The 18,838-nt window shown below is 53.0% G+C and carries 15 protein-coding genes and 2 pseudogenes; 14 read left to right on the top strand and 3 right to left on the bottom strand.

Going from position 1 to position 18,838, the window contains the following annotated elements:
* From H6F94_RS08625 to H6F94_RS08615, 3 genes and pseudogenes are all read left to right on the top strand, one after another.
* Nucleotides 1-135: pseudogene (locus H6F94_RS08625) on the top strand (photosystem II D2 protein (photosystem q(a) protein)); the annotation flags it as partial.
* A 393-nt stretch (nucleotides 136-528) separates the two neighbouring features.
* A complete protein-coding gene (locus H6F94_RS08620) occupies nucleotides 529-1,392 on the top strand; it encodes a pentapeptide repeat-containing protein (protein WP_190801791.1) in 864 nt (287 codons plus the stop codon).
* Between the two features lie 126 nt (nucleotides 1,393-1,518).
* A complete protein-coding gene (locus tag H6F94_RS08615) occupies nucleotides 1,519-2,175 on the top strand; it encodes a 2,3-bisphosphoglycerate-dependent phosphoglycerate mutase (RefSeq protein ID WP_190801790.1) in 657 nt (218 codons plus the stop codon).
* Between the two features lie 8 nt (nucleotides 2,176-2,183).
* Here H6F94_RS08615 and yidD read toward each other — a convergent pair whose 3' ends face one another.
* A complete protein-coding gene (gene yidD / locus H6F94_RS08610; protein ID WP_190801789.1) occupies nucleotides 2,184-2,483 on the bottom strand; it encodes a membrane protein insertion efficiency factor YidD in 300 nt (99 codons plus the stop codon).
* A 31-nt stretch (nucleotides 2,484-2,514) separates the two neighbouring features.
* Here yidD and H6F94_RS08605 point away from each other — a divergent pair, with 31 nt between their 5' ends.
* Together H6F94_RS08605 and H6F94_RS08600 are read left to right on the top strand one after the other, a co-directional pair.
* A complete protein-coding gene (locus tag H6F94_RS08605) occupies nucleotides 2,515-3,585 on the top strand; it encodes a cysteine peptidase family C39 domain-containing protein (RefSeq protein WP_190801788.1) in 1,071 nt (356 codons plus the stop codon).
* A gap of 67 nt (nucleotides 3,586-3,652) precedes the next feature.
* The gene (locus H6F94_RS08600; protein ID WP_242041049.1) at nucleotides 3,653-5,023 is read left to right on the top strand and encodes an LCP family protein; all 1,371 of its coding nucleotides are present in this window, start codon (nucleotides 3,653-3,655) and stop codon (nucleotides 5,021-5,023) included.
* On the opposite strand, the pseudogene H6F94_RS33535 reads toward H6F94_RS08600, so the two are convergent.
* A pseudogene (locus H6F94_RS33535) lies at nucleotides 5,007-5,717 on the bottom strand (EI24 domain-containing protein). The gene H6F94_RS08600 and the pseudogene H6F94_RS33535 sit on opposite strands and share 17 nt — an antisense overlap.
* Nucleotides 5,718-6,096: 379 nt before the next feature.
* On the opposite strand from H6F94_RS33535, the gene purL reads away from it, so the two are divergent.
* Together purL and purF are read left to right on the top strand one after the other, a co-directional pair.
* A complete protein-coding gene (purL, locus tag H6F94_RS08585) occupies nucleotides 6,097-8,442 on the top strand; it encodes a phosphoribosylformylglycinamidine synthase subunit PurL (protein WP_190801785.1) in 2,346 nt (781 codons plus the stop codon).
* 66 nt (nucleotides 8,443-8,508) lie between these two features.
* Nucleotides 8,509-9,975, top strand: a complete 1,467-nt coding sequence (gene purF / locus H6F94_RS08580; protein ID WP_190801784.1) for an amidophosphoribosyltransferase — start codon at nucleotides 8,509-8,511, stop codon at nucleotides 9,973-9,975.
* Nucleotides 9,976-10,128: 153 nt separating this feature from the next.
* Here purF and H6F94_RS08575 read toward each other — a convergent pair whose 3' ends face one another.
* A complete protein-coding gene (locus H6F94_RS08575) occupies nucleotides 10,129-10,995 on the bottom strand; it encodes an RNA polymerase sigma factor SigF (protein WP_190801783.1) in 867 nt (288 codons plus the stop codon).
* A gap of 237 nt (nucleotides 10,996-11,232) precedes the next feature.
* Between H6F94_RS08575 and prfB the strand changes: the two genes are divergently transcribed.
* The 7 genes from prfB to argS all read left to right on the top strand — a co-directional run bounded on the left by prfB (nucleotide 11,233) and on the right by argS (nucleotide 18,783).
* Nucleotides 11,233-12,340, top strand: a protein-coding gene (prfB, locus tag H6F94_RS08570; RefSeq protein WP_190801782.1) for a peptide chain release factor 2 whose coding sequence is annotated in 2 segments (ribosomal slippage) — nucleotides 11,233-11,304 and nucleotides 11,306-12,340 — 1,107 coding nt in all. Because the reading frame shifts where the segments join, the coding sequence is not laid out codon by codon here.
* Nucleotides 12,341-12,382: 42 nt separating this feature from the next.
* Complete coding sequence (locus H6F94_RS08565; RefSeq protein ID WP_190801781.1) at nucleotides 12,383-14,092, top strand: DUF3352 domain-containing protein; 1,710 nt, start codon at nucleotides 12,383-12,385, stop codon at nucleotides 14,090-14,092.
* A gap of 429 nt (nucleotides 14,093-14,521) precedes the next feature.
* Nucleotides 14,522-14,905, top strand: a complete 384-nt coding sequence (locus tag H6F94_RS08560; RefSeq protein WP_190801780.1) for a hypothetical protein — start codon at nucleotides 14,522-14,524, stop codon at nucleotides 14,903-14,905.
* Nucleotides 14,886-15,107: an RNA-binding S4 domain-containing protein gene (locus tag H6F94_RS08555; RefSeq protein WP_199320272.1), complete on the top strand. Its 222-nt coding sequence runs from the start codon at nucleotides 14,886-14,888 to the stop codon at nucleotides 15,105-15,107. Before H6F94_RS08560 ends, H6F94_RS08555 begins: the two co-directional genes overlap by 20 nt.
* 196 nt (nucleotides 15,108-15,303) lie before the next feature.
* Nucleotides 15,304-15,441, top strand: coding sequence for a hypothetical protein (locus H6F94_RS08550; protein WP_190801778.1), 138 nt, complete (start codon nucleotides 15,304-15,306; stop codon nucleotides 15,439-15,441).
* A 416-nt stretch (nucleotides 15,442-15,857) separates the two neighbouring features.
* Complete coding sequence (gene mnmA / locus H6F94_RS08545; protein WP_190801777.1) at nucleotides 15,858-16,919, top strand: tRNA 2-thiouridine(34) synthase MnmA; 1,062 nt, start codon at nucleotides 15,858-15,860, stop codon at nucleotides 16,917-16,919.
* Nucleotides 16,920-17,013: 94 nt separating this feature from the next.
* Entirely contained in the window at nucleotides 17,014-18,783 is a 1,770-nt protein-coding gene (argS, locus tag H6F94_RS08540; RefSeq protein WP_190801776.1) for an arginine--tRNA ligase, read from the top strand.
* The last annotated feature ends 55 nt before the right edge of the window (nucleotides 18,784-18,838 follow it).

The raw sequence follows: 18,838 nt of genomic DNA, 5'->3' as shown, positions 1-18,838 counted from the left end.
CCAGAGTTCGAGACGTTCTACACGAAGAACATCTTGTTGAACGAGGGGATCCGGGCGTGGATGGCGCCGCAGGACCAGCCGCACGAGCAGTTTATCTTCCCCGAAGAAGTCCTGCCTCGCGGTAACGCTCTGTAAGGTTTAACGAGTGGTAGTCGAGCTTTAAACCGACACCTTCGTAACCTATTCAGCTCAACGGTCAGGGGAAAATTTCCCTGACCGTTTTTGTGTTTAGCAGGCCTGTTAACTCCTACAAGGCTTCAAACCTTGATCCTCCGGTAATGGAGGGCAGTATCTGAATAAGTCCAGCAGAAGCTGCGTATTTCAACTCAACCTGGATTGGAAGGGATAGCGACAAGCAGTTTAGCTTATCTCCGTCAGTAAGATCTCTGAATCTAAGCCTATTCTTGAACATCGAGTTCCTAGCCTGAGGATCTAAGGCATACAGTGGGCTTAAGATCCTTAAATTAGGTCTTCAGTGATGGGTTTTGTGTTGGTTCCCCATTTGATTTAGCAGAGAGGCTCTCAGCCGTGAGAAGAGAGGTTAGAGGCTACCGATTAATTCCTGGCGCTAAGCTCAGCAACGTCAATTTAAGCGGGGAACAGCTCACCCTGGTTAAGCTTTATCATGCTGATCTCAGCCTGGCAGACCTGCGACGAGCGGTGCTGAATCGTGCCAACCTGAGTCAAGCAAACTTAACCCTGGCTTATCTCAGTGAGGCCATGCTGATCGGCGCTAATTTATTCAATGCCAAACTGATTAAAGCTGATCTTCAGGGTGCTAACCTCCGCGATGCTAATTTGAGTTGTGCTCAGCTGATGGAAGCCCGTTTAATTGGAGCAATCTTGCACGGTTGTCAGCTGGATCACGCCAACCTCAAAGGGGCAGATTTAGAGCGAGCGGATTTAAGCGGCACTAACCTCCAATCAGCTAGCCTTGAGCAGGCTAACCTGCACCTCACCAACTTGAGCTATGCCAATCTCAGCTATGCCAGTCTCGACAATGCCCATTTAAGCGGCACTAATCTTCAAGGAGCAAACCTGGCCGGAGCGCGTTTGAAGCGAGCTAATACTCTGGCTAATTTGGCGGGTTCTAACTTAGAAAAGGCAAATCTAGCAGGGGCAAATCTCAGTGATGCTCAATTAAGCCGTGCCAGTTTAATGGGGGCAAATCTGGAAGGCGCTGATCTGAGTGGCACCAATCTTTACCGAGCTGACCTACGGGAAGCGAACCTGACCGGTGCCAATTTAGAGGGCGCTAACTTAGAAGGGGTTCAGCTAGAAGGAGCAATCCTGAAAGATACAAACTTCAACTGGGCCAACTTACATCAATCCAGTGGCAGTGCAATGCGCCGTGAGGATCTCTGGAACTGGCAGGAAATCGAGCTAATTTAGTACTCAGGTAACGGTTTCGGCACTTACAAGCAATTAGCGTCAAGCGTGTGCTCCCGAGTAGTGCTGCTAAATAGCTGTACGGTTAAAGTATCTTGCTGTAATCCTACAGGCGTGAGCCTGAGACTCATGGCACTGATGGTAATTGTCCGCCACGGCCAGTCAATCTGGAACTTAGAAAACCGTTTCACTGGTTGGACTGATGTGGATCTGACCGAAGAGGGGCGTCGGGAAGCACGAGAAGCTGGTGAGCAGATGGCCCACCTCCACTTTGATATCGCCTTCACCTCAAAGCTCAAGCGGGCTCAAGAGACGCTCAACCTGATCTTGCGCTCAGCGAAGCAAACCGAGGTTCCAGTTACTGAAGCTCAAGCCTTAAATGAACGTCACTACGGTGATTTGCAAGGGCTCAACAAAGCTGAAACGGCTCAAAAGTACGGTGAGGAACAGGTACATCTGTGGCGGCGCAGTTACAGTACCCGTCCGCCTGGCGGTGAAAGCTTAGAAGACACAGCTATCCGCACGCTCGATTACTTCCACGACCACATTTTGCCAGAACTAGATGTAGGTAAAAACATCCTAATTTCTGCTCATGGCAACACAATCCGTGCCCTGCTGATGGATTTAGATCATCTCAGTCCGGAGCAAGTCGAGCAGGTTGAAATTATGTATTGTGTACCCATCGTGTTTGAGTATCAGGATCGGCACTTTACCCATATCGATTTGCCTCGTAGCCAACCTCTAAATATGGCTCGGTTACCAGCACGTTTGGCAGAATCCAGTTAGGCGTCCAGTCAAGGGTGCTCATGAGGGGCAGGCGGTACGGGATCCCAACCGCCAGGGTGATAGGGATGGCAGCGTAGAATTCGCCTCACCGCCAAAATACTGCCTCGGAAAGCGCCAAAGCGTTCAATTGCTTCGCGAGCGTACTGGGAGCAGGTAGGTTGGAAGCGGCAAACGGGAGGAAATAGGGGTGAAATCAGCGTTCGGTAAGCGTTGATCAAGCCGATCAGCAGGACTTTCATGGCGGTTTGTGCCCAGTCTTTGTGCTGGAAGATTCCTGTTTCTATTGTGTCGTTTGTGGATTCTGGCATGGGGCACACTGATCGAGAGCCCGTGAGTTGAATGACGTGCTGGAAATATGTCATCACCACCCTATTGGGAGCCCTGCTGTTTGTTTGGGGCGTGCGCTTGGGTCGGCTGCTGGTTCGCAAGGGGGCGACTGCCAACGACCTGTTTAAGGGGCACGCTTCGTTGTCCCTGGCATTTTTGGGGCTTTATGTCGGTCTAGTAGTGTTAGCGCTCAATGTGCCGCAGTTACAGGCATTGCCACTGGAGTGGCGCTTCTACGGCATGCGCGTGACTTGGGCTCTGCTCCGCATCACCTTATTGGGGGCCTGTGGCGTGGCCTTAGTCGTGAGCTGGTCTACAGCCCGTGTTCAGGTGATAGCTGTAGTGCTGATTGGACTGCTGGGGCTAGTGGGTTTCAGTGGAGCGGAAGCGTATTTCCTATCGCCCATTTACGCTTCTTTGAATGATGACCTTCAAGCTAATGGAGTTTTCAGGCAAACTTCGAATAGCAGCTGTGCGCCTGCTGCCTTAGCAACCGTGCTGCGTCGTTGGCAAATCCCTGCTACCGAATCGAGCGTAGCTCGTCTAGCTGGAACCAGTAACCTGGGCACCTCGATGCCGCAGTTGATTGTGGCTGCTCAGGAGTTGGGCCTAGATGGTTTGGAAGTGCCGGTTCGCTCCTGGGAGCAGATTGAACAGATTAATCGGCCTGGTGTGCTAGCAGTTTGGCTATTCGACGAGGGGCGTAAACTGCCCCACGCTATTGCTCTGCTGGCCATGAGCCCTGAATTTGCCACGATTGGTGACCCGTCAGCGGGCAAGCTGTTCAACTTGAGTCGAGCTGAGTTCGACTTGGTATGGCGTCGGCAATACGTCGCCATTTTTCACCCCGACGATACCTCTTTGACCCATACGCAGGCAGCAGGCTACCTTCACCGGCTAGGCTACTTGAGCAGCCCTCAGCCGCTTGGGTTGGCAGCCGCCATCCGTCGTTTCCAGCAGGATCAAGGGCTAGCTGTCAGTGGTGAATTAGACCCACCAACGGTGCTGCTGCTAAGCGGTCCCTTTTTGCAAGGAGTGCCTACTCTTCGGGGCTCGCGCTGGTCTACCTCAGCTCAAGGCTAAATTGGTTATTTAACAGGGGCTCTCCAGTAGGTTATCTTGTGCAGAATCTGGGTCGGAGGAAGCTCGCTTGACCGTTTTCAAGCTCTTGCGTACGAGCTATCAGAGGTATCAAAAGTACCTAACCGCTCGCAATCTCGGCCTGACTGCTCTACTGCTGAGCGTTGGCATCGTATCAGCGAGTGCCGGGGCTGCTCTAGCCCTAATGATGGCTGAAGCCCCCCTAAAGCAGGCTTCCCTCTCGCCGGAGCAGGCCCAAGCCTTCAATAGTGAGGCCATGGCTGATCCCAGCCTGTTGGCGGTACCCAAGGTCTCGCGGCCTGTCAATATCCTGGTGCTAGGGGTCAAGGTGTTGACCAGCGACCTGGAGGAGCCACAGCAGGAGAAGCTGGGCTACCACGCCCTCGTCGACTCTTTTGATGGCCTCACCGATACAATGCTGCTGCTGCGCTTCGAGCCCGATACGCATCGGCTCACAGTGCTTTCTATTCCCCGGGACACAAGGGTTGAGATTCCAGGGCATGGTATCGACAAAATCAATGGCGCTAATGCCGAAGGTGGACCCGCTCTTAGCGCCGAGGCGGTTAGCAATCTTCTGAGCGGAGTTCCTATTGACCGCTACATCCGGGTTAACGTGCAGGGCCTGGAGAAGCTGATCGATGCCTTAGGCGGGGTTACGATTCATGTACCCGAGCGGATGCAGTACCAGGATGACAGCCAGCACCTCTACATCAACCTGAATCCTGGGAAACAGCATTTGAATGGGGCAAAAGCACTACAGTTTCTGCGTTTCCGCTACGACGGCAACGGCGACATTGGCCGAGTGCAGCGCCAGCAGAAGCTAATGCGGGCTTTGCTAGAGCAGACTCTAACGCCCAAAACCCTGCCCCGACTGCCGCAATTGCTCAAAATTGCCCAAGCTCATTTAGATACCAACTTGAACACGCAAGAGCTGCTAGCTCTGGCTGGCTTTGGTATCGGTCTCAAGCGCGAAGAGGTGCAGATGTTGATGGTGCCAGGGCGCTTTAGCGAGCCAGGAGAGTACACCCTCAGCTATTGGATTGTTGATCCAGATCGAATGCAAACCATGGCTGCTCAGCATTTAGGAGCCAATGTTCCCAACCTGGCTGCCCCTACACCTGACCAACTCAGTGTGGCAATTCAAGACAGCACGAATAGTGATGCTGCCGTTGGTGAGACAACCCGCGCCCTAGCTCAAGCTGGCTACACTAATGTCTTTCAAACTGATCCTTGGGCTGAGTCTCTAGATCACACTGAAATCATTGCTCAGCAGGGCGACCTAGAAAGCGCCCAAGCCTTGCGCGATGCCTTGGGTTTTGGGGAGGTGCTCACTGAGGCAACCGGCAATTTGCGTTCAGACATTACCGTCCGCTTGGGAAAGGACTGGAGCCAACAACCCAACACTAAACCTCGTTCTTGAGAGTCGCCAGGATCAGCAAAGTCCCGCCAATCGTTGCCACGGGCAGGGTGACCAGGTTAATTCCCGGCAGCGTTAGCAGGAAGTAAGCTGCCAAGCCAAAGCCGCCCAGAACAGCTTTGTGTCGGCTGAGGAAGTGCAACTTCTGCTTTAGTCGCCAGCCCCGTCGGCCCAAAGCCGGGTCCACACAGTCAAGTGCTGCAAAATAGACCGCCGCGGCCAGCACTGGAATTCCTCCAACTACGGGCAGCCAAAAGCCTAGACCCAACAGTAGTAGTGACAGACTCAGCTGCAATGTCACCATCCGCAGCGTGTCAGCCAACGCAAAGCCGATCTCCAACCACAGCGAGCGCTCACTGCTAGTGACCTTGCCTCACATCAGCTTTTCAGTTTTTTCAGATAAAAAGTCCCGAAACGGAGCGGTCAATACTGAAATAACTGGAAAAAAGAGCAAATAGGTCAGCAACAGCAGAACTACGGCAACCAACCCTGAGCCAAGTGCTCGAGCAATCAGCTCCAGCCAATCCGGCAGCCTGACAATGGCACTAGCTAGCCACTGATCTACTTTTGTTGTTCCGAAATAAATTAGGGTGCTGAAAAAAGCCAAACTCAGGAGCACCGGCACGACACTGGCAAGTTGCAGCGCAGGTGTGTTGAGTAAGAGCGCCCAACCTGCACCCAAGAAGCGAATGCCCATCCAGAATTGATAAAACGGATTGCCCTGAGGAGCATAGTTAGCAAGCAACTGGGCCGTGGATGATGGCCTCGAACCTAATGGCTCAGGCGGCGGGTTCAAGTCGCTCAGATCATCAGCCATATCCCAGTGATAGTAGGTCTAGCTGCTTAACATTCCTGTTGTGGTCTATACCACCGTGATTAGGATCACTTATAGCCGTGACCAAGATCGCAGGTCGAAACAGATACAGCGTCGATATTAGGGATGACTCAACCATTATCGAGTCATCAACAGGGAACACACGACTGGCCGACAGCTCCGCTTCTGCGTGACTCTGTCGGTTTTTTCGTTGGGGGCTTGCCAGTACAATTGAACCCTGTCCTGTTGCTGAAGCCGAGCCGTGACTGCCTTTCCCGCCTGCTCTTCTGAGGAGATCGCATCAGAAGGTCTGACCCCAGCAGAGTACCAGATGATCTTGGAGCGCTTGGGCCGTCATCCCAACCGGGCTGAACTAGGTATGTTCGGTGTGATGTGGTCTGAGCACTGCTGCTACAAAAACTCGCGGCCCTTGCTCAAGAACTTTCCCACTACTGGTGAACGGATCCTGGTAGGACCTGGTGAGAATGCTGGGGTGGTAGAACTAGGCGGCGTGCGCGTTGCCTTCAAAATCGAGTCTCACAACCATCCCTCTGCTGTAGAACCCTTTCAGGGGGCTGCAACCGGCGTCGGTGGCATCCTGCGCGATATTTTCACGATGGGGGCTCGTCCCATCGCTGTCTTGAACTCTTTGCGCTTCGGCTCTCTAGAGGACGCTCGCACTCGTCGCCTGTTTAGTGGGGTTGTTGCTGGCATTGCTCACTACGGCAACTGTGTGGGCGTGCCTACTGTAGGTGGCGAAGTCTATTTTGATCCTGCTTACACTGGCAATCCCCTGGTCAATGCCATGGCCATTGGCGTGATGGAGACGCCAACCATTGTTAAGTCCGGTGCTGCTGGTCTGGGCAACCCAGTGCTCTATGTGGGTTCAACCACAGGCCGAGATGGCATGGGTGGCGCTAGCTTTGCCAGTGCCGAGTTAACCGATGAATCAGAACAAGACCGTCCCGCCGTTCAAGTTGGCGACCCCTTCCTGGAGAAGTCCCTGATTGAGGCTTGCCTAGAAGCCTTTAAGACCGGAGCTGTTGTCGCTGCTCAAGACATGGGTGCGGCAGGCATCACTTGCTCCACCTCAGAAATGGCAGCTAAGGGCGGCGTGGGTATCGAACTCGATCTCGACAAGATCCCTGTGCGCGAGAGCGGTATGGTGCCTTACGAGTATCTGCTCTCTGAATCTCAAGAAAGAATGCTTTTCGTAGCGGAGCCAGGCCGTGAGGCGGAGCTGATTGCTATTTTTGAGCGCTGGGGGTTGCACGCAGTAGTGGCTGGGACGGTCATTGAGGAACCACTGGTGCGTATTTTGTTCCGAGGCGAAGTGGCGGCTGAGATTCCGGCTATGGCTCTGGCTGACAACACGCCGATCTATCACCGTCAGCTACCCGAAACTCCAGAGTATGCTCGCAAGGCCTGGACTTGGACCAGTGCAAGCCTACCCCCTGCTACTGCAGAAGGTATTACCGGTCGAACCTGGACTGATATCCTACTGACCCTGCTAGACACGCCGACCATTGCTTCCAAGCAATGGGTCTACCGACAGTATGACCACCAGGTGCAGAACAATACTGTTTTCCTGCCCGGCGGAGCGGATGCGGCTGTGATTCGCCTACGCTCTCAGGACTTCGGTGTGGGTGAGGTGCCTACTTTAGAGCTGGCTGAACAGGGCTTAGCGGCAACAGTCGATTGTAATCCTCGCTATGTCTACCTCGACCCATACGAGGGTGCTAAAGCGGCTGTGGCTGAAGCTGCTCGTAATCTGAGCTGTGTCGGTGCTGAACCCTTGGCTGTCACCGACAACCTTAATTTTGGTAGTCCAGAGAAGCCAATTGGTTATTGGCAACTGGCAGAAGCTTGCCGGGGCTTGGCAGAAGCCTGCCGGGAGTTAAATACGCCTGTGACGGGTGGCAATGTCTCTCTTTACAACGAAACCATTGACTCTGAAGGTAAGCCTCAGCCAATCTATCCCACCCCCGTAGTTGGCATGGTCGGTGATCTGCCCAATCTGAACCAGATTTGTGGCTTGGGTTGGCAAGCAACTGGAGACCTCATCTACTGGCTGGGAGTCAGCCCGACGGATCCATTAATTACCCTGGGAGCCTCTGAATATCTAGCTGTAGTTCATCAGACAGTTGCGGGTCGTCCTCCCCGTGTCGAGTTTGACCGGGAGCGGCGGGTTCAAGCTGCTGTGAGGGAAGGCATTGGTCGCGGCTGGCTGCGCTCGGCTCATGACTGTGCTGAGGGTGGCTTAGCTGTGGCTTTGGCAGAGTGCTGCATCAGTGGTAAGCGAGGCGCTCAGATTCAGCTTGAACTGCCAGCGGAGCTGCTACCAGAGCAACGCTGGGACCAGGTTTTATTTGGGGAGAGCACGGCTCGGGTTCTGGTCTCAGTGCGCCCAGATCCTCAAACTGTTGAGCTGTGGGAGGCTTACTTGCGTGAGCATCTAGGTGAAGGCTGGGGAAGGATAGGCAAAACTGATGCCCCGGATACAACTCTCCAAATTTCAAGTCTTGAAAACCTTTTCTTAATCAACGCTAGGATTAGTTTGTTAGCAGATTGTTACACACTTGCCATTGCCAAGCGGATGAGCCACTAGAGGGCCATCGGCCTGGTCTAAGAGTGCCGCTAGAACCTTCTTGTCATCCCTCGTGCGAGCCACTGCATGTTTCCCCACTCCTCCGATGCATCTGACCTGTCTGCAGCGTCATCTTTGAGCGAGCGTCCCGATAAGCCGGAGGAAGCCTGCGGGGTATTCGGCCTCTACGCACCGAACGAAGATGTTGCAAAATTAACCTACTTTGGTCTCTATGCGCTGCAACATCGGGGTCAAGAATCAGCAGGAATTGCCACCTTTGATGGCGAGCAAGTTCACCACCACAAGGACATGGGCCTAGTCTCCCAAGTCTTTAGTGAGAACGTACTGGCAGATCTGGTTGGCACGATTGCGGTGGGTCATACCCGTTACTCCACAACAGGGTCAAGCCGAGTTGTGAATGCTCAGCCAGTGATTGTGCCCACTCGCTTGGGTAAAGTTGCGCTGGCTCACAACGGCAATTTGGTGAATACAGCTGAGCTACGTGCAGAGCTACTTAAGCGCGAGTACGAACTGGCTTCAACCACTGACTCTGAAGGAATCGCCTTTGCGATTGCTGAAGCTGTGAATGAGGGGCAGGATTGGTTCAACGGGACCCTCACTGCCCTGCGTCGCTGTCAAGGTGCCTTCAGTCTGGTGATTGGAACCCCAACCGGTCTGATCGGTGTGCGCGATCCTCACGGAATCCGCCCCTTGGTGCTGGGAATGCTCAATGGGCATTATGTTTTGTCTTCTGAAACTTGCGGTTTGGACATCATTGGTGCCGAGTACGTTCGCGACGTAGAGCCTGGTGAGGCCGTGTGGATTGATGACGCTGGTTTAAAGTCACAATTCTGGGCCACACCAGCACGCAAGCTGTGCATCTTTGAAATGATCTACTTTGCGCGTCCAGACAGCGTTATGGATGCCGAAAGTCTATACAGCTACCGCATGCGCCTCGGTCAATTCTTGGCCAAAGAGTCACCGGCGGATGTGGATATTGTGATTGCTGTGCCTGATTCTGGGATCCCTGCGGCCATCGGTTTTTCTCAGATTTCTGGCGTTCCCTATGCTGAGGGTCTCATTAAAAACCGCTACGTTGGCCGGACCTTTATTCAGCCCACGCAGGCCATGCGCGAGTCCGGCATCCGTATGAAGCTCAACCCGCTCCGAGATGTGCTGGATGGTAAGCGTGTCGTGGTGATCGATGACTCCATTGTGCGAGGGACTACCAGCCGCAAGATCGTTAAAGCGCTGCGAGATGCAGGTGCGACTGAGGTGCACATGCGCATTTCTTCCCCGCCGGTTACTCATCCCTGCTTTTACGGCATTGATACCGACTCTCAGGACCAATTGATCGCAGCTACCAAGTCCACAGCTGAGATCGGCAAGCAAATCGATGTGGATTCTCTGGCTTATCTCAGCTGGGCTGGGATGATGGACGCAACGCGCCAGACTTCAGACCAATTCTGCTCTGCTTGCTTTACAGGCGACTATCCCGTTGGTATTCCTGACCCGGTTAAGCGCGCCAAACTGATTCTAGAGACGGTGGTCTAGGACGGGTTTGGAGAAAACCTTCTAGAAACGCTTCCTAGCACTATTTGCCCGCTCAGTGATAGCTCAAAAAAAGCCCCTGAACCTACTCGTTAGGTTCAGGGGCTTATTCACTATGCAGAGTTGACAGGAGAGTAAGAGGAGAGCAATTGGAGCCTACGAAGCTTCCACAATCTCTTCGATGGCCGCTTGTTCAATAGCCGCTTCGGTGCCCTCTTCCTGAATGACCTCTTCTGCAGGCTCGTCTTCCACAACGGGTTGGGGCTCGATCAGTTCAAGCAACTCTTGAACGCCTTTTTGAATTCGGCGCGTAACGGTCATGGGGCTGACACCGATGCGCTCAGCTACTTCCTTGCGCGATAGGTCTTTCAAAAACACGAACTCAATCACTTCGCGAGTCTTGTCTTCAAGCTGCTTGAGAGCCGCATGCACGACGATGCGATCTTCTTCTAGGGTTTGCAGAGTTTGATAGTGCATGTCGGGAATCGTGTCGCCCAACAGAACTTGCGAGTCTGTCTGATGGCAAACTGTGGCATCTAGGCTCAGGGGCATGCGATTCTTGCGAGCGAGCTTGCTCTGGCGGTACTCATCCACTGAGACACAAAGAGAGGCAGCAATTTCTTGATCTCGAGGTTGACGGCCTAATGCCTCTGTGAGCTCACGGGTGGCTCTCTGACCTTCTTTGTGCAGTTTTTGCCAGCGGCGGGGAATTTTAACAGAAGAGCTGCGGTCGCGGAGGAAGTGCAACATCTCACCGCGAATATAGGGGACTGCAAACGAGCTGAAGGCACAACCTTGGCGAGGGTCAAAGCGCTCGATGGCTCGGATCAAACCTAAATAACCTAACTGCTCTAGATCTTCATATGGCTCAGCACACTGGTGACTGACCTGATGAGCAACCTTTCGCACCAATCCTGCGTTCACGCGGACAAGGTGATTGCGCAGTTGAATCGTTGGTGAAGCGTGATACTGAACTAGAAGATCCATAACGCTGGTGCGGAGAGAAGATTCAGAAGCCACCATTGATTGACACCTTGCTCATCAGATTTGACTTCATTGTCCGGACTTGAGCGAGGTGTAACCATCGTCCTTCTACGGGAATGAACTGGAGTGTCCCGGAAGGCTGGCGGTAGATTCACGGACATCGAGCCAGAACCGTCGGAGAATTATGAAGCAAAGGCGCCATCTCAGGCAGCAAATCGGGGTCTGATAGGATCGATAAGCTTAACTACCCTATTTCCTGGTTGGAGCCCTAGAGGCATGGAAGCACTCGAACTTAAACGCGAAGTTGAAACGTTGTCTGAGCGCCTGGGTAAAACCCAGGACTATCTTTGACCTGCCTGCTCTAAACGCTCGGATTCAAGACTTGGAACAACTGGCTGCTCAGCCTGAGTTTTGGAACGATCAATTTCAAGCTCAAAAGACACTGCAAGACCTGAATGACTTGAAATCCAACGTTTCTCAGTTGGATCACTGGCGCTCTAGCCTAGAGGACACCCGGGCTGTACTGGAACTCCTAGAGCTGGAAGCCGACGACGCCTTATTGACTGAAGCTGTTCAGACGGTACACAAGCTCAGCTCGGACCTTGACCGTTGGGAATTAGAACAGCTGCTCTCTGGTCTCTACGACGACAAGGGTGCCATCCTGACGATCAATGCGGGTGCTGGCGGCACCGATGCCCAGGATTGGGCCGAAATGCTGCTGCGCATGTATACGCGTTGGGCTGAGAAGCACAACTACAAAGTGCACTTAGCAGAGATCTCGGAGGGAGAAGAAGCCGGTCTGAAGTCGGCCACGCTCGAAATTGATGGCCGTTACGCGTACGGCTATCTGAGTGCGGAGAAGGGCACCCATCGCTTGGTGCGCATCTCTCCCTTTAATGCCAACGATAAGCGCCAGACCAGCTTTGCTGGAGTTGAGATCATGCCGCTGATCGACAACAGCGTAGAGTTGGACATCCCAGATAAGGATTTGGAGATCACAACTTCTCGGGCTGGTGGTAAAGGGGGACAGAACGTCAACAAAGTTGAAACGGCGGTTCGGATTACCCACTTGCCTACGGGTATTGCTGTGCGCTGTACCCAAGAGCGCTCTCAGCTTCAGAACAAAGAGAAAGCGATGGTAATTCTCAAGGCCAAGCTCCTGATTGTGGCCCAAGAGCAAAAAGCTCAAGAGATCGCCCAGATCCGAGGGGACATTGTAGAGGCTGCTTGGGGAAACCAAATTCGTAACTACGTCTTTCACCCCTATCAGATGGTGAAGGATCTCCGGACTAGCGTGGAGACTTCAGACGTCACAGCGGTAATGGACGGCGATTTGGATCCCTTTATTCAGGCTTATTTACGCCAGCAGAACCAACTGGCGTAGAGGTTAGAGTATTGAAGCCTGCCTGCTGGGAACCTGGATGTGATGAAAAGTAACAAAGTTAAACTCCCTGTTGTTTTGGGGGTCGGCGCGGCTGCGGTTGCAGTAGGCGTTGGTGCCTCTCTGTTGTTGCTCAACAAGCGGGGACCTTCGGATTTGTCGGTGGCTGCGTCCCTTGTGCCTCAAGATGCGCTGATGACCATTGCAGTCTCGACCGACCCAAGACAATGGAATCAGTTGAACCAGTACGGTACGCCAGAAGCTCGCTCAGTTTTTCAACAGAACTTGACGGGTCTGCAACAGAACGATCTGCTCACTGCCTGCCAGCTCTCTGATCTCCGGCGAGATGTGCAGCCCTGGATCGGCAGCAGCGTTTTGGTTGCATTTCTGCCATCGCCTCCCTTAGGCAGTGCTGCAACCCCTAATCCAGTCCAACCTCCCACTCAGAATTCAGAGCGGAGCGAAGTGGCCTGGGTCGTGCCGGTGCGAGATGCTGGGGCAGCTAAGCGTCAGTTGGAACGACTGGGCTCTGGAGCGGCAAGCAAGCCAACTGAACGTAACCATCAGGGATATCAAGTCCGCGAGGTTGTAGGTGCGGCTGGAGCGCCTACCTGTTCCGCTAGCTTGGTCGATAACAAGTACCTGGTCTTTACCAGTAGCCCACAGTTGACCAATCAGGTGCTCGATACTTACAAGGGCAAGCCATCGTTGGCTAGCCTGCCGGGCTACCAGCGTGCTGTACAAAACATCGATGCAGAAAATCCTCTGGGGCAGATGTATCTCAATCTGCCGACCGTGTTCCAGATGGTGGCAGCGCAGAGCCAAGCCCAATCCGGACAGCCAGTTTCGCCTGAGGCACTTAAGCGGGCGCAGGAGTGGCAGGGCATGGGGGTGACTTTGAACCTTGAACCGTCAGCGATGCGCTTTAAGACAGTGGCTTGGCTGAGGCCAGATAGCCAGCAAAAGCTGACCGCGAGAAGCTCCTCAAGCAATCTGCTCGGACAATTGCCAGCTGATACCCTCATGCTGGCGACTGGCACAGGCATTAAACAAACTTGGCAGGAGTCAGTTGAAAATTCCCAGTCCAACCCCCAGCTGAAGACTGGTTTGGACGACTTTCGCGGCAGAGTGAAGTCGGTTACAGACCTGGACTTCGACCAAGATGTTGTCGGTTGGATGGATGGAGAGTTTGCGCTGTCCTTGATTCCGTCCCGTGAAGGGATTCTGTCGGATGTGGGTGCGGGTCTGGTAATGATGTTTCAAACCAGTAACCGCAAGGCAGCCGATGCCGCACTGAGCAAGTTGGATAAGCTGGCTAGCCGTTGGAGCCTCAAGGTGGGCCAGGACAAGATTAATAACCAGGTGGTGACGACCTGGGGCGAACCTTCGTTTGGATCACTAGTCGCTCACGGTTGGCTGGGTAATAACAATACGGTCTTTCTTGCCTTAGGAGCGCCTGTTGTCAATGCGGTGGCCCCCAAGCCTGCTAGCCCTTTGACTGCGGATAAAACCTTTGAAGCGACCACCGCGTCGTTACCCAAGCCCAATAGCGGTTACTTCTTCTTGAATCTCAAGAGCGGTCTTAACCTGCTAACCGCCAGCCCTGCAACCCCAACACTGCCACCGCAAGCTCTAGCCGTGCTTAAGTCGATTAATACAATAGGCGCTTCGGCTCACCTGCGAGATGAGCGTACGGTTAATGGCGAGCTGTTGCTGACCCTACTCTCACAAACAGGAAACCAGCCCAACCCATAAAGGCTGCCCGCTCTTAGCCCTCTGAGAGCTTTTCAGCCTCAGAGGGCGATTATGAGAAATCCTGAACTTCTTCTAAAGAAAGGTAAATCAAAGCTTGCTTGAACTAGCTATCGCCTCCTATTGATGCTTCTAAAAAGCGTCAGTAGGATTTTGACGGGTAGTTTTCGTAAAGTTTTGTGGCTGACCCATCATTCTTTGAGAAACCTTTTCTATACTAATTAACACTTGAGAACGCAACTATAAGCTTTAGTTATAAATCTCGTCGCGGAGGGTTGCTGCCTTAGGGCTAGTAAGGCTTGAGGCTTACTGACCTCTGGTGACTGACCCCAGTATTTGAGTAGGCATTTGAGTATTTGGCATTAGTGAGTCTGGATTGAGTTCTGACTGTGTTTGTAACCCTGTCTACTGGATAACTAAGGAGCGATAGCAATGACCTTTACCCGAAGCAAAGCAATCGAGAAGCCCTACGTCTTGACAGCCGTTCAGAGCTTTTTGGTCTGGGTATTTACCTTAACAATCTGTCTGATCGTGGTAGGCCTGCCGGTTGGCTTTCCTTTGGCCATTGTCGGCTCGCTTTCCGTAGCAGCGTTAGAAATGGTTTCGCCCATTAGTGGGGTGTTGCTCGTTGCAGGGACCATTCTGTCCGCCAACCTGCTGATTGTATTGTTGGGAGCTGCATTTCTAACCCTAAAAGGGATCCATCCCCATGAAGTCACTTGGCTCGGCTGGTTACATGGCGATGCTGAGCCAATCTACAGCTCAACTTTTGCTGCTTGCCCTCTGACTTGTGAAGTTGACCAACCCGAACAATAATTCCCCGACGGCACCTAGCATTCGCTTGGACCAGTTTCTCAAATTTGCGGGACTGGTCCTTTCTGGTGGAGAAGCAAAGATGCTGATTCAGGATGGCCAGGTCCAAGTCAACGGTGAAGTGGAATTGCGCCGAGGACGCAAGCTGCGCTCAGGGGACCAAGTGATATTTCGAGGACAAGTTCGAACGGTTGAACTCAGTTAGGTGCCAGTTAGCTGCACTTAATTGCCAATTAGTTATTGCTTGACGTTTGTTTCGCAGCGTCAAATTGGCTAAAGCATTCTGATCGAGATCACCTAAAAGTGGCCAGTTCAATCACAGGGTAGGCCTGTCGCTCGTCACCCAAAGAAGACGAGAAGCCTTTTAACTTTGGAAGTATGCCAAAGGTTAAAGCTCTACCATGAAACAATTGACAGCATTTACCCTATCTCTTGCCCTGACCGGAACTTTGATCCTGAATCAGCGCACCGCAACAGGCCAGCCTGTGCTTCCACAGTCCAATCTAACGCTGCTTGGTTTGAGCGCACAGCCCCGTTAAATGGCTGGAGATTCGGTTTAGGAAGACATTAGCGAAGACATGGATTTAGCCATTAGTCAAAAGCCAGTCAAAAGCCAGCTAAAACCAGTAGCAGCGCCCAGGCTTTGCGCAAACTTAGGATGTGCAATCACGTTTTGCAGAAGTGTCTAGACAGTGCCCAAGAGATAACGTGGGCCAAGGATGCCAACATGACTTATTTAACTGAGTCTTAGTATTTCAATCAGTATTTAAAACAGAATCCTGACTGGCGAGTTGAACTTTTAGAGTTTATTGATGGCTGGAAGGCTTCTGTTAAAGACGCTTATCTAGACTTGTTCGAACTCTGGTCTTGGGGCTACACCCTCTAAAAGCTAGAACCGGGACCAGAAAGACAAATGCTAGGCTAGATGACGTATCTATGACAGATTTTTACGGTCATGGCTCAAGTGGTGGCTGCCCTTTCCGGTGGGGTAGATAGTTCAACGGCAGCAGCAGTGCTGTGTAATCAGGGCTACGAAGTTACGGGGCTGACCCTTTGGTTAATGAAGGGCAAAGGTCAGTGCTGCTCTGAGGGCATGGTGGATGCGGCTCGTATCTGCGAACAACTAGGCATTTCCCATCACGTTCTCGATAGCCGCGATGTTTTTCAGGAAAACATTGTGGACTACTTGGTTGCTGGTTATGCAGTCGGTAGTACACCTTTGCCTTGCTCTCGCTGCAACAAGGCTGTGAAGTTTGGCCCCATGCAGAAATATGCTCGGGAGCAGTGGGGAATTTCTACTGTTGCCACAGGTCATTACGCACGGCTTGATCAGGACCCACAAAGCGGACGTTATCGCTTACGCCGAGCCTTAGATTTGGGCAAAGACCAGTCTTATTTCTTGTATGAGCTGTCCCAAGATCTGCTAGCCGGTTCAATGTTTCCCTTGGGCAATTGCACCAAAGCTGAAACTAGGCGGGCTGCGGCTGAATATGGTTTAGCCACAGCAGATAAGCCTGAGAGTATGGATCTGTGTCTAGTGGAGTCGCATGGCTCCATGCGGCAGTTTCTCGACCAATACATTAGCCCCAGCAAGGGAGACATCGTTGATGCTCAGGGCAAGATCCTGGGGCAACACGAGGGCGTTCACCATTACACGATCGGCCAGCGCAAAGGCTTAGGTATTGCTGCGGCTGAACCGCTTTATGTCATTGGTCTGGATGCTGGACGTAACCGAGTGATTGTCGGTGGGCGTGACAGTGCACAGGGTTCTGAATGCAGCGTGCAACTGGTGAACTGGGTTGCCATGGCTGAGCCCAGCACGCCGATTCAAGCGCTGGTGCAAGTGCGTTACCGCTCGCAACCAACTGAGGCGACCATTATTCCCTTGCCGGAGAATCGGGCTCGAATCGTGTTCTCGGAGCCGCAATTTGGCGTTACCCCAGGACAGGCTGCAGTTTGGTATCAACCCGACCCAGCCGGTGACCTGGTTCTGGGTGGTGGCCTAATTGAACCCTAGTCCTGGTAATGGTACTGGCTCTCACACTGGCCCTAGCACTGGGCTTCGGTCTGGCCGGTAGGATGGGGTATTGCACAACCCTTTCAATCCATCCATGAAACCCCTGCTTCAGCAACTCAAGGCCCGCTTCAGCGCTGCTCTTAGTGCAGCGTTTGGGCCTGATGCCACCACTGATCCGCTTTTGGCAGCCACCAGCGATCCAAAGTTTGGTGACTATCAGTGCAACGTGGCCTTGAGTTTGGCGCGACCTCTGGCGCAGAAGCCACGGCAAATTGCTGAGCAAATTGTGGCTCATTTGGATGTGGCTGATCTGTGTGAGCCCCCCAAAATTGCAGGGCCTGGTTTTATCAACCTGACGCTCTCCCGGTCTTACCTTGAAGCTCAACTTCTGCAAATACAAAGCGATGAGCGGTTGGGGATCTCGCTGGTTGAGAAACCCCAAATGGTGGTCGTTGACTTCTCCAGCCCCAACATCGCTAAGGAGATGCATGTGGGGCACCTACGCTCCACGATCATTGGCGAATCCCTAGCGCGAATTCTAGAGTTCGTGGGACACCAAGTGCTCCGGCTCAACCATGTAGGCGACTGGGGCACCCAGTTTGGCATGCTGATTGCCCATTTGCAGGACGTGCATCCTGAAGCGTTAACGACTGCCGACACGCTGGATCTAGGTGATCTTGTCAGTTTGTATCGGGCTGCTAAGAAGCGCTTTGATGAAGATGAGGCCTTCAAAGAACGGGCTCATCAGAAGGTCGTTGCTCTGCAATCAGGCGATCCAGCGGCCCGTCAGGTGTGGAAACTGCTATGCGATCAGTCGCGGCGTGAGTTTCAGGTGATCTATGACCTGCTGGATGTGCATTTGCAGGAGCGGGGTGAGTCTTTTTATGAGCCTTTCCTCCCTGGCATTGTGCAAGAGCTGGATGAACTGGGCCTGCTGGTCGAAAATCAGGGAGCCCTCTGTGTCTTTCTCGAAGGCTTCACGAACCGAGAAGGCGAGCCTTTACCCCTGATTATTCAGAAGGCCGATGGTGGCTATAACTATGCCACGACCGACTTAGCCTCCATCCGCTATCGGGTGCGGGAAGACCAGGGGGACCGCCTAATCTATGTGGTGGATGCTGGTCAGTCACTGCACTTCCAACAAGTTTTTGGCGTTGCCCGCAAAGCTGGTTGGTTGCCGGAGTCGGTCGAGGCTACCCACGTGCCCTTTGGACTGGTTTTGGGTGAGGATGGCAAAAAGCTCAGAACCCGTTCTGGCGAGACAGTGCGCCTCCAAGATCTCCTGGATGAGGCGATTGTGCGCGCTCGGGCCGATCTCGAAAGCCGTCTGCAAGAACGCGAAATTGACGAACCGGAAGACTTCAAAACGCAGGTTGCCCAGCGAGTAGGTTTAAGCGCAGTTAAGTATGCCGACCTGTCGCAAAACCGCACAAGCAGTTATGGGTTTAGCTTCGATAAGATGCTTTCCCTCAAGGGCAACACCGCTCCATACATGCTCTATGCCTATGCTCGCGTTCAGAGCATAGGTCGCGAAGGCGGCATCGATTTTGCTGGGCCGGACTTTGCCGCGCTTCGAGGCAAAACGCCAGTCTCCTTGGATGAGCCCACGGAGTTAGCGCTAGCAAAACACTTGCTCGGCTTTGGCGATGTTCTTTATCAGGTTGCTGATGACCTGTTACCGAATCGCCTCTGCCAGCATTTGTTTGAACTCAGTCAGAAGTACAACCAGTTCTACGAGAACTGCCCAGTGCTTAAAGCTGAGGAACCCATCCGTAGCTCCCGGCTCATGCTCTGTGACACAGTCGCGCGCACCCTCAAGCTCGGCCTGTCGCTGCTAAGTATTTCCGTGCTGGAACGCATGTAAGGCAACTGACTAAAGGGCGGACTCACAAAGGGGTGAGATTAGCTTGAGCTCACTC

Origin of the sequence: Leptolyngbya sp. FACHB-261, from assembly GCF_014696065.1 — a bacterium.
In the GTDB taxonomy this organism is placed as follows: domain Bacteria; phylum Cyanobacteriota; class Cyanobacteriia; order FACHB-261; family FACHB-261; genus FACHB-261.
The sequence above is the reverse complement of the archived record's forward strand: the minus strand, read 5'-3'. Positions and strand labels throughout refer to the sequence as shown.

Coding starts and splice junctions, on each gene's coding strand:
- H6F94_RS08615 (WP_190801790.1), top strand. CDS start 1,519: ATGGCACTGATGGTAATTGTCCGCCACGGCCAGTCAATCTGGAACTTA.
- mnmA (WP_190801777.1), top strand. CDS start 15,858: ATGGCTCAAGTGGTGGCTGCCCTTTCCGGTGGGGTAGATAGTTCAACG.
- H6F94_RS08605 (WP_190801788.1), top strand. CDS start 2,515: ATGACGTGCTGGAAATATGTCATCACCACCCTATTGGGAGCCCTGCTG.
- H6F94_RS08550 (WP_190801778.1), top strand. CDS start 15,304: ATGAAACAATTGACAGCATTTACCCTATCTCTTGCCCTGACCGGAACT.
- yidD (WP_190801789.1), bottom strand. CDS start 2,483: ATGCCAGAATCCACAAACGACACAATAGAAACAGGAATCTTCCAGCAC.
- H6F94_RS08565 (WP_190801781.1), top strand. CDS start 12,383: ATGAAAAGTAACAAAGTTAAACTCCCTGTTGTTTTGGGGGTCGGCGCG.
- argS (WP_190801776.1), top strand. CDS start 17,014: ATGAAACCCCTGCTTCAGCAACTCAAGGCCCGCTTCAGCGCTGCTCTT.
- H6F94_RS08560 (WP_190801780.1), top strand. CDS start 14,522: ATGACCTTTACCCGAAGCAAAGCAATCGAGAAGCCCTACGTCTTGACA.
- H6F94_RS08575 (WP_190801783.1), bottom strand. CDS start 10,995: ATGGTGGCTTCTGAATCTTCTCTCCGCACCAGCGTTATGGATCTTCTA.
- purF (WP_190801784.1), top strand. CDS start 8,509: ATGTTTCCCCACTCCTCCGATGCATCTGACCTGTCTGCAGCGTCATCT.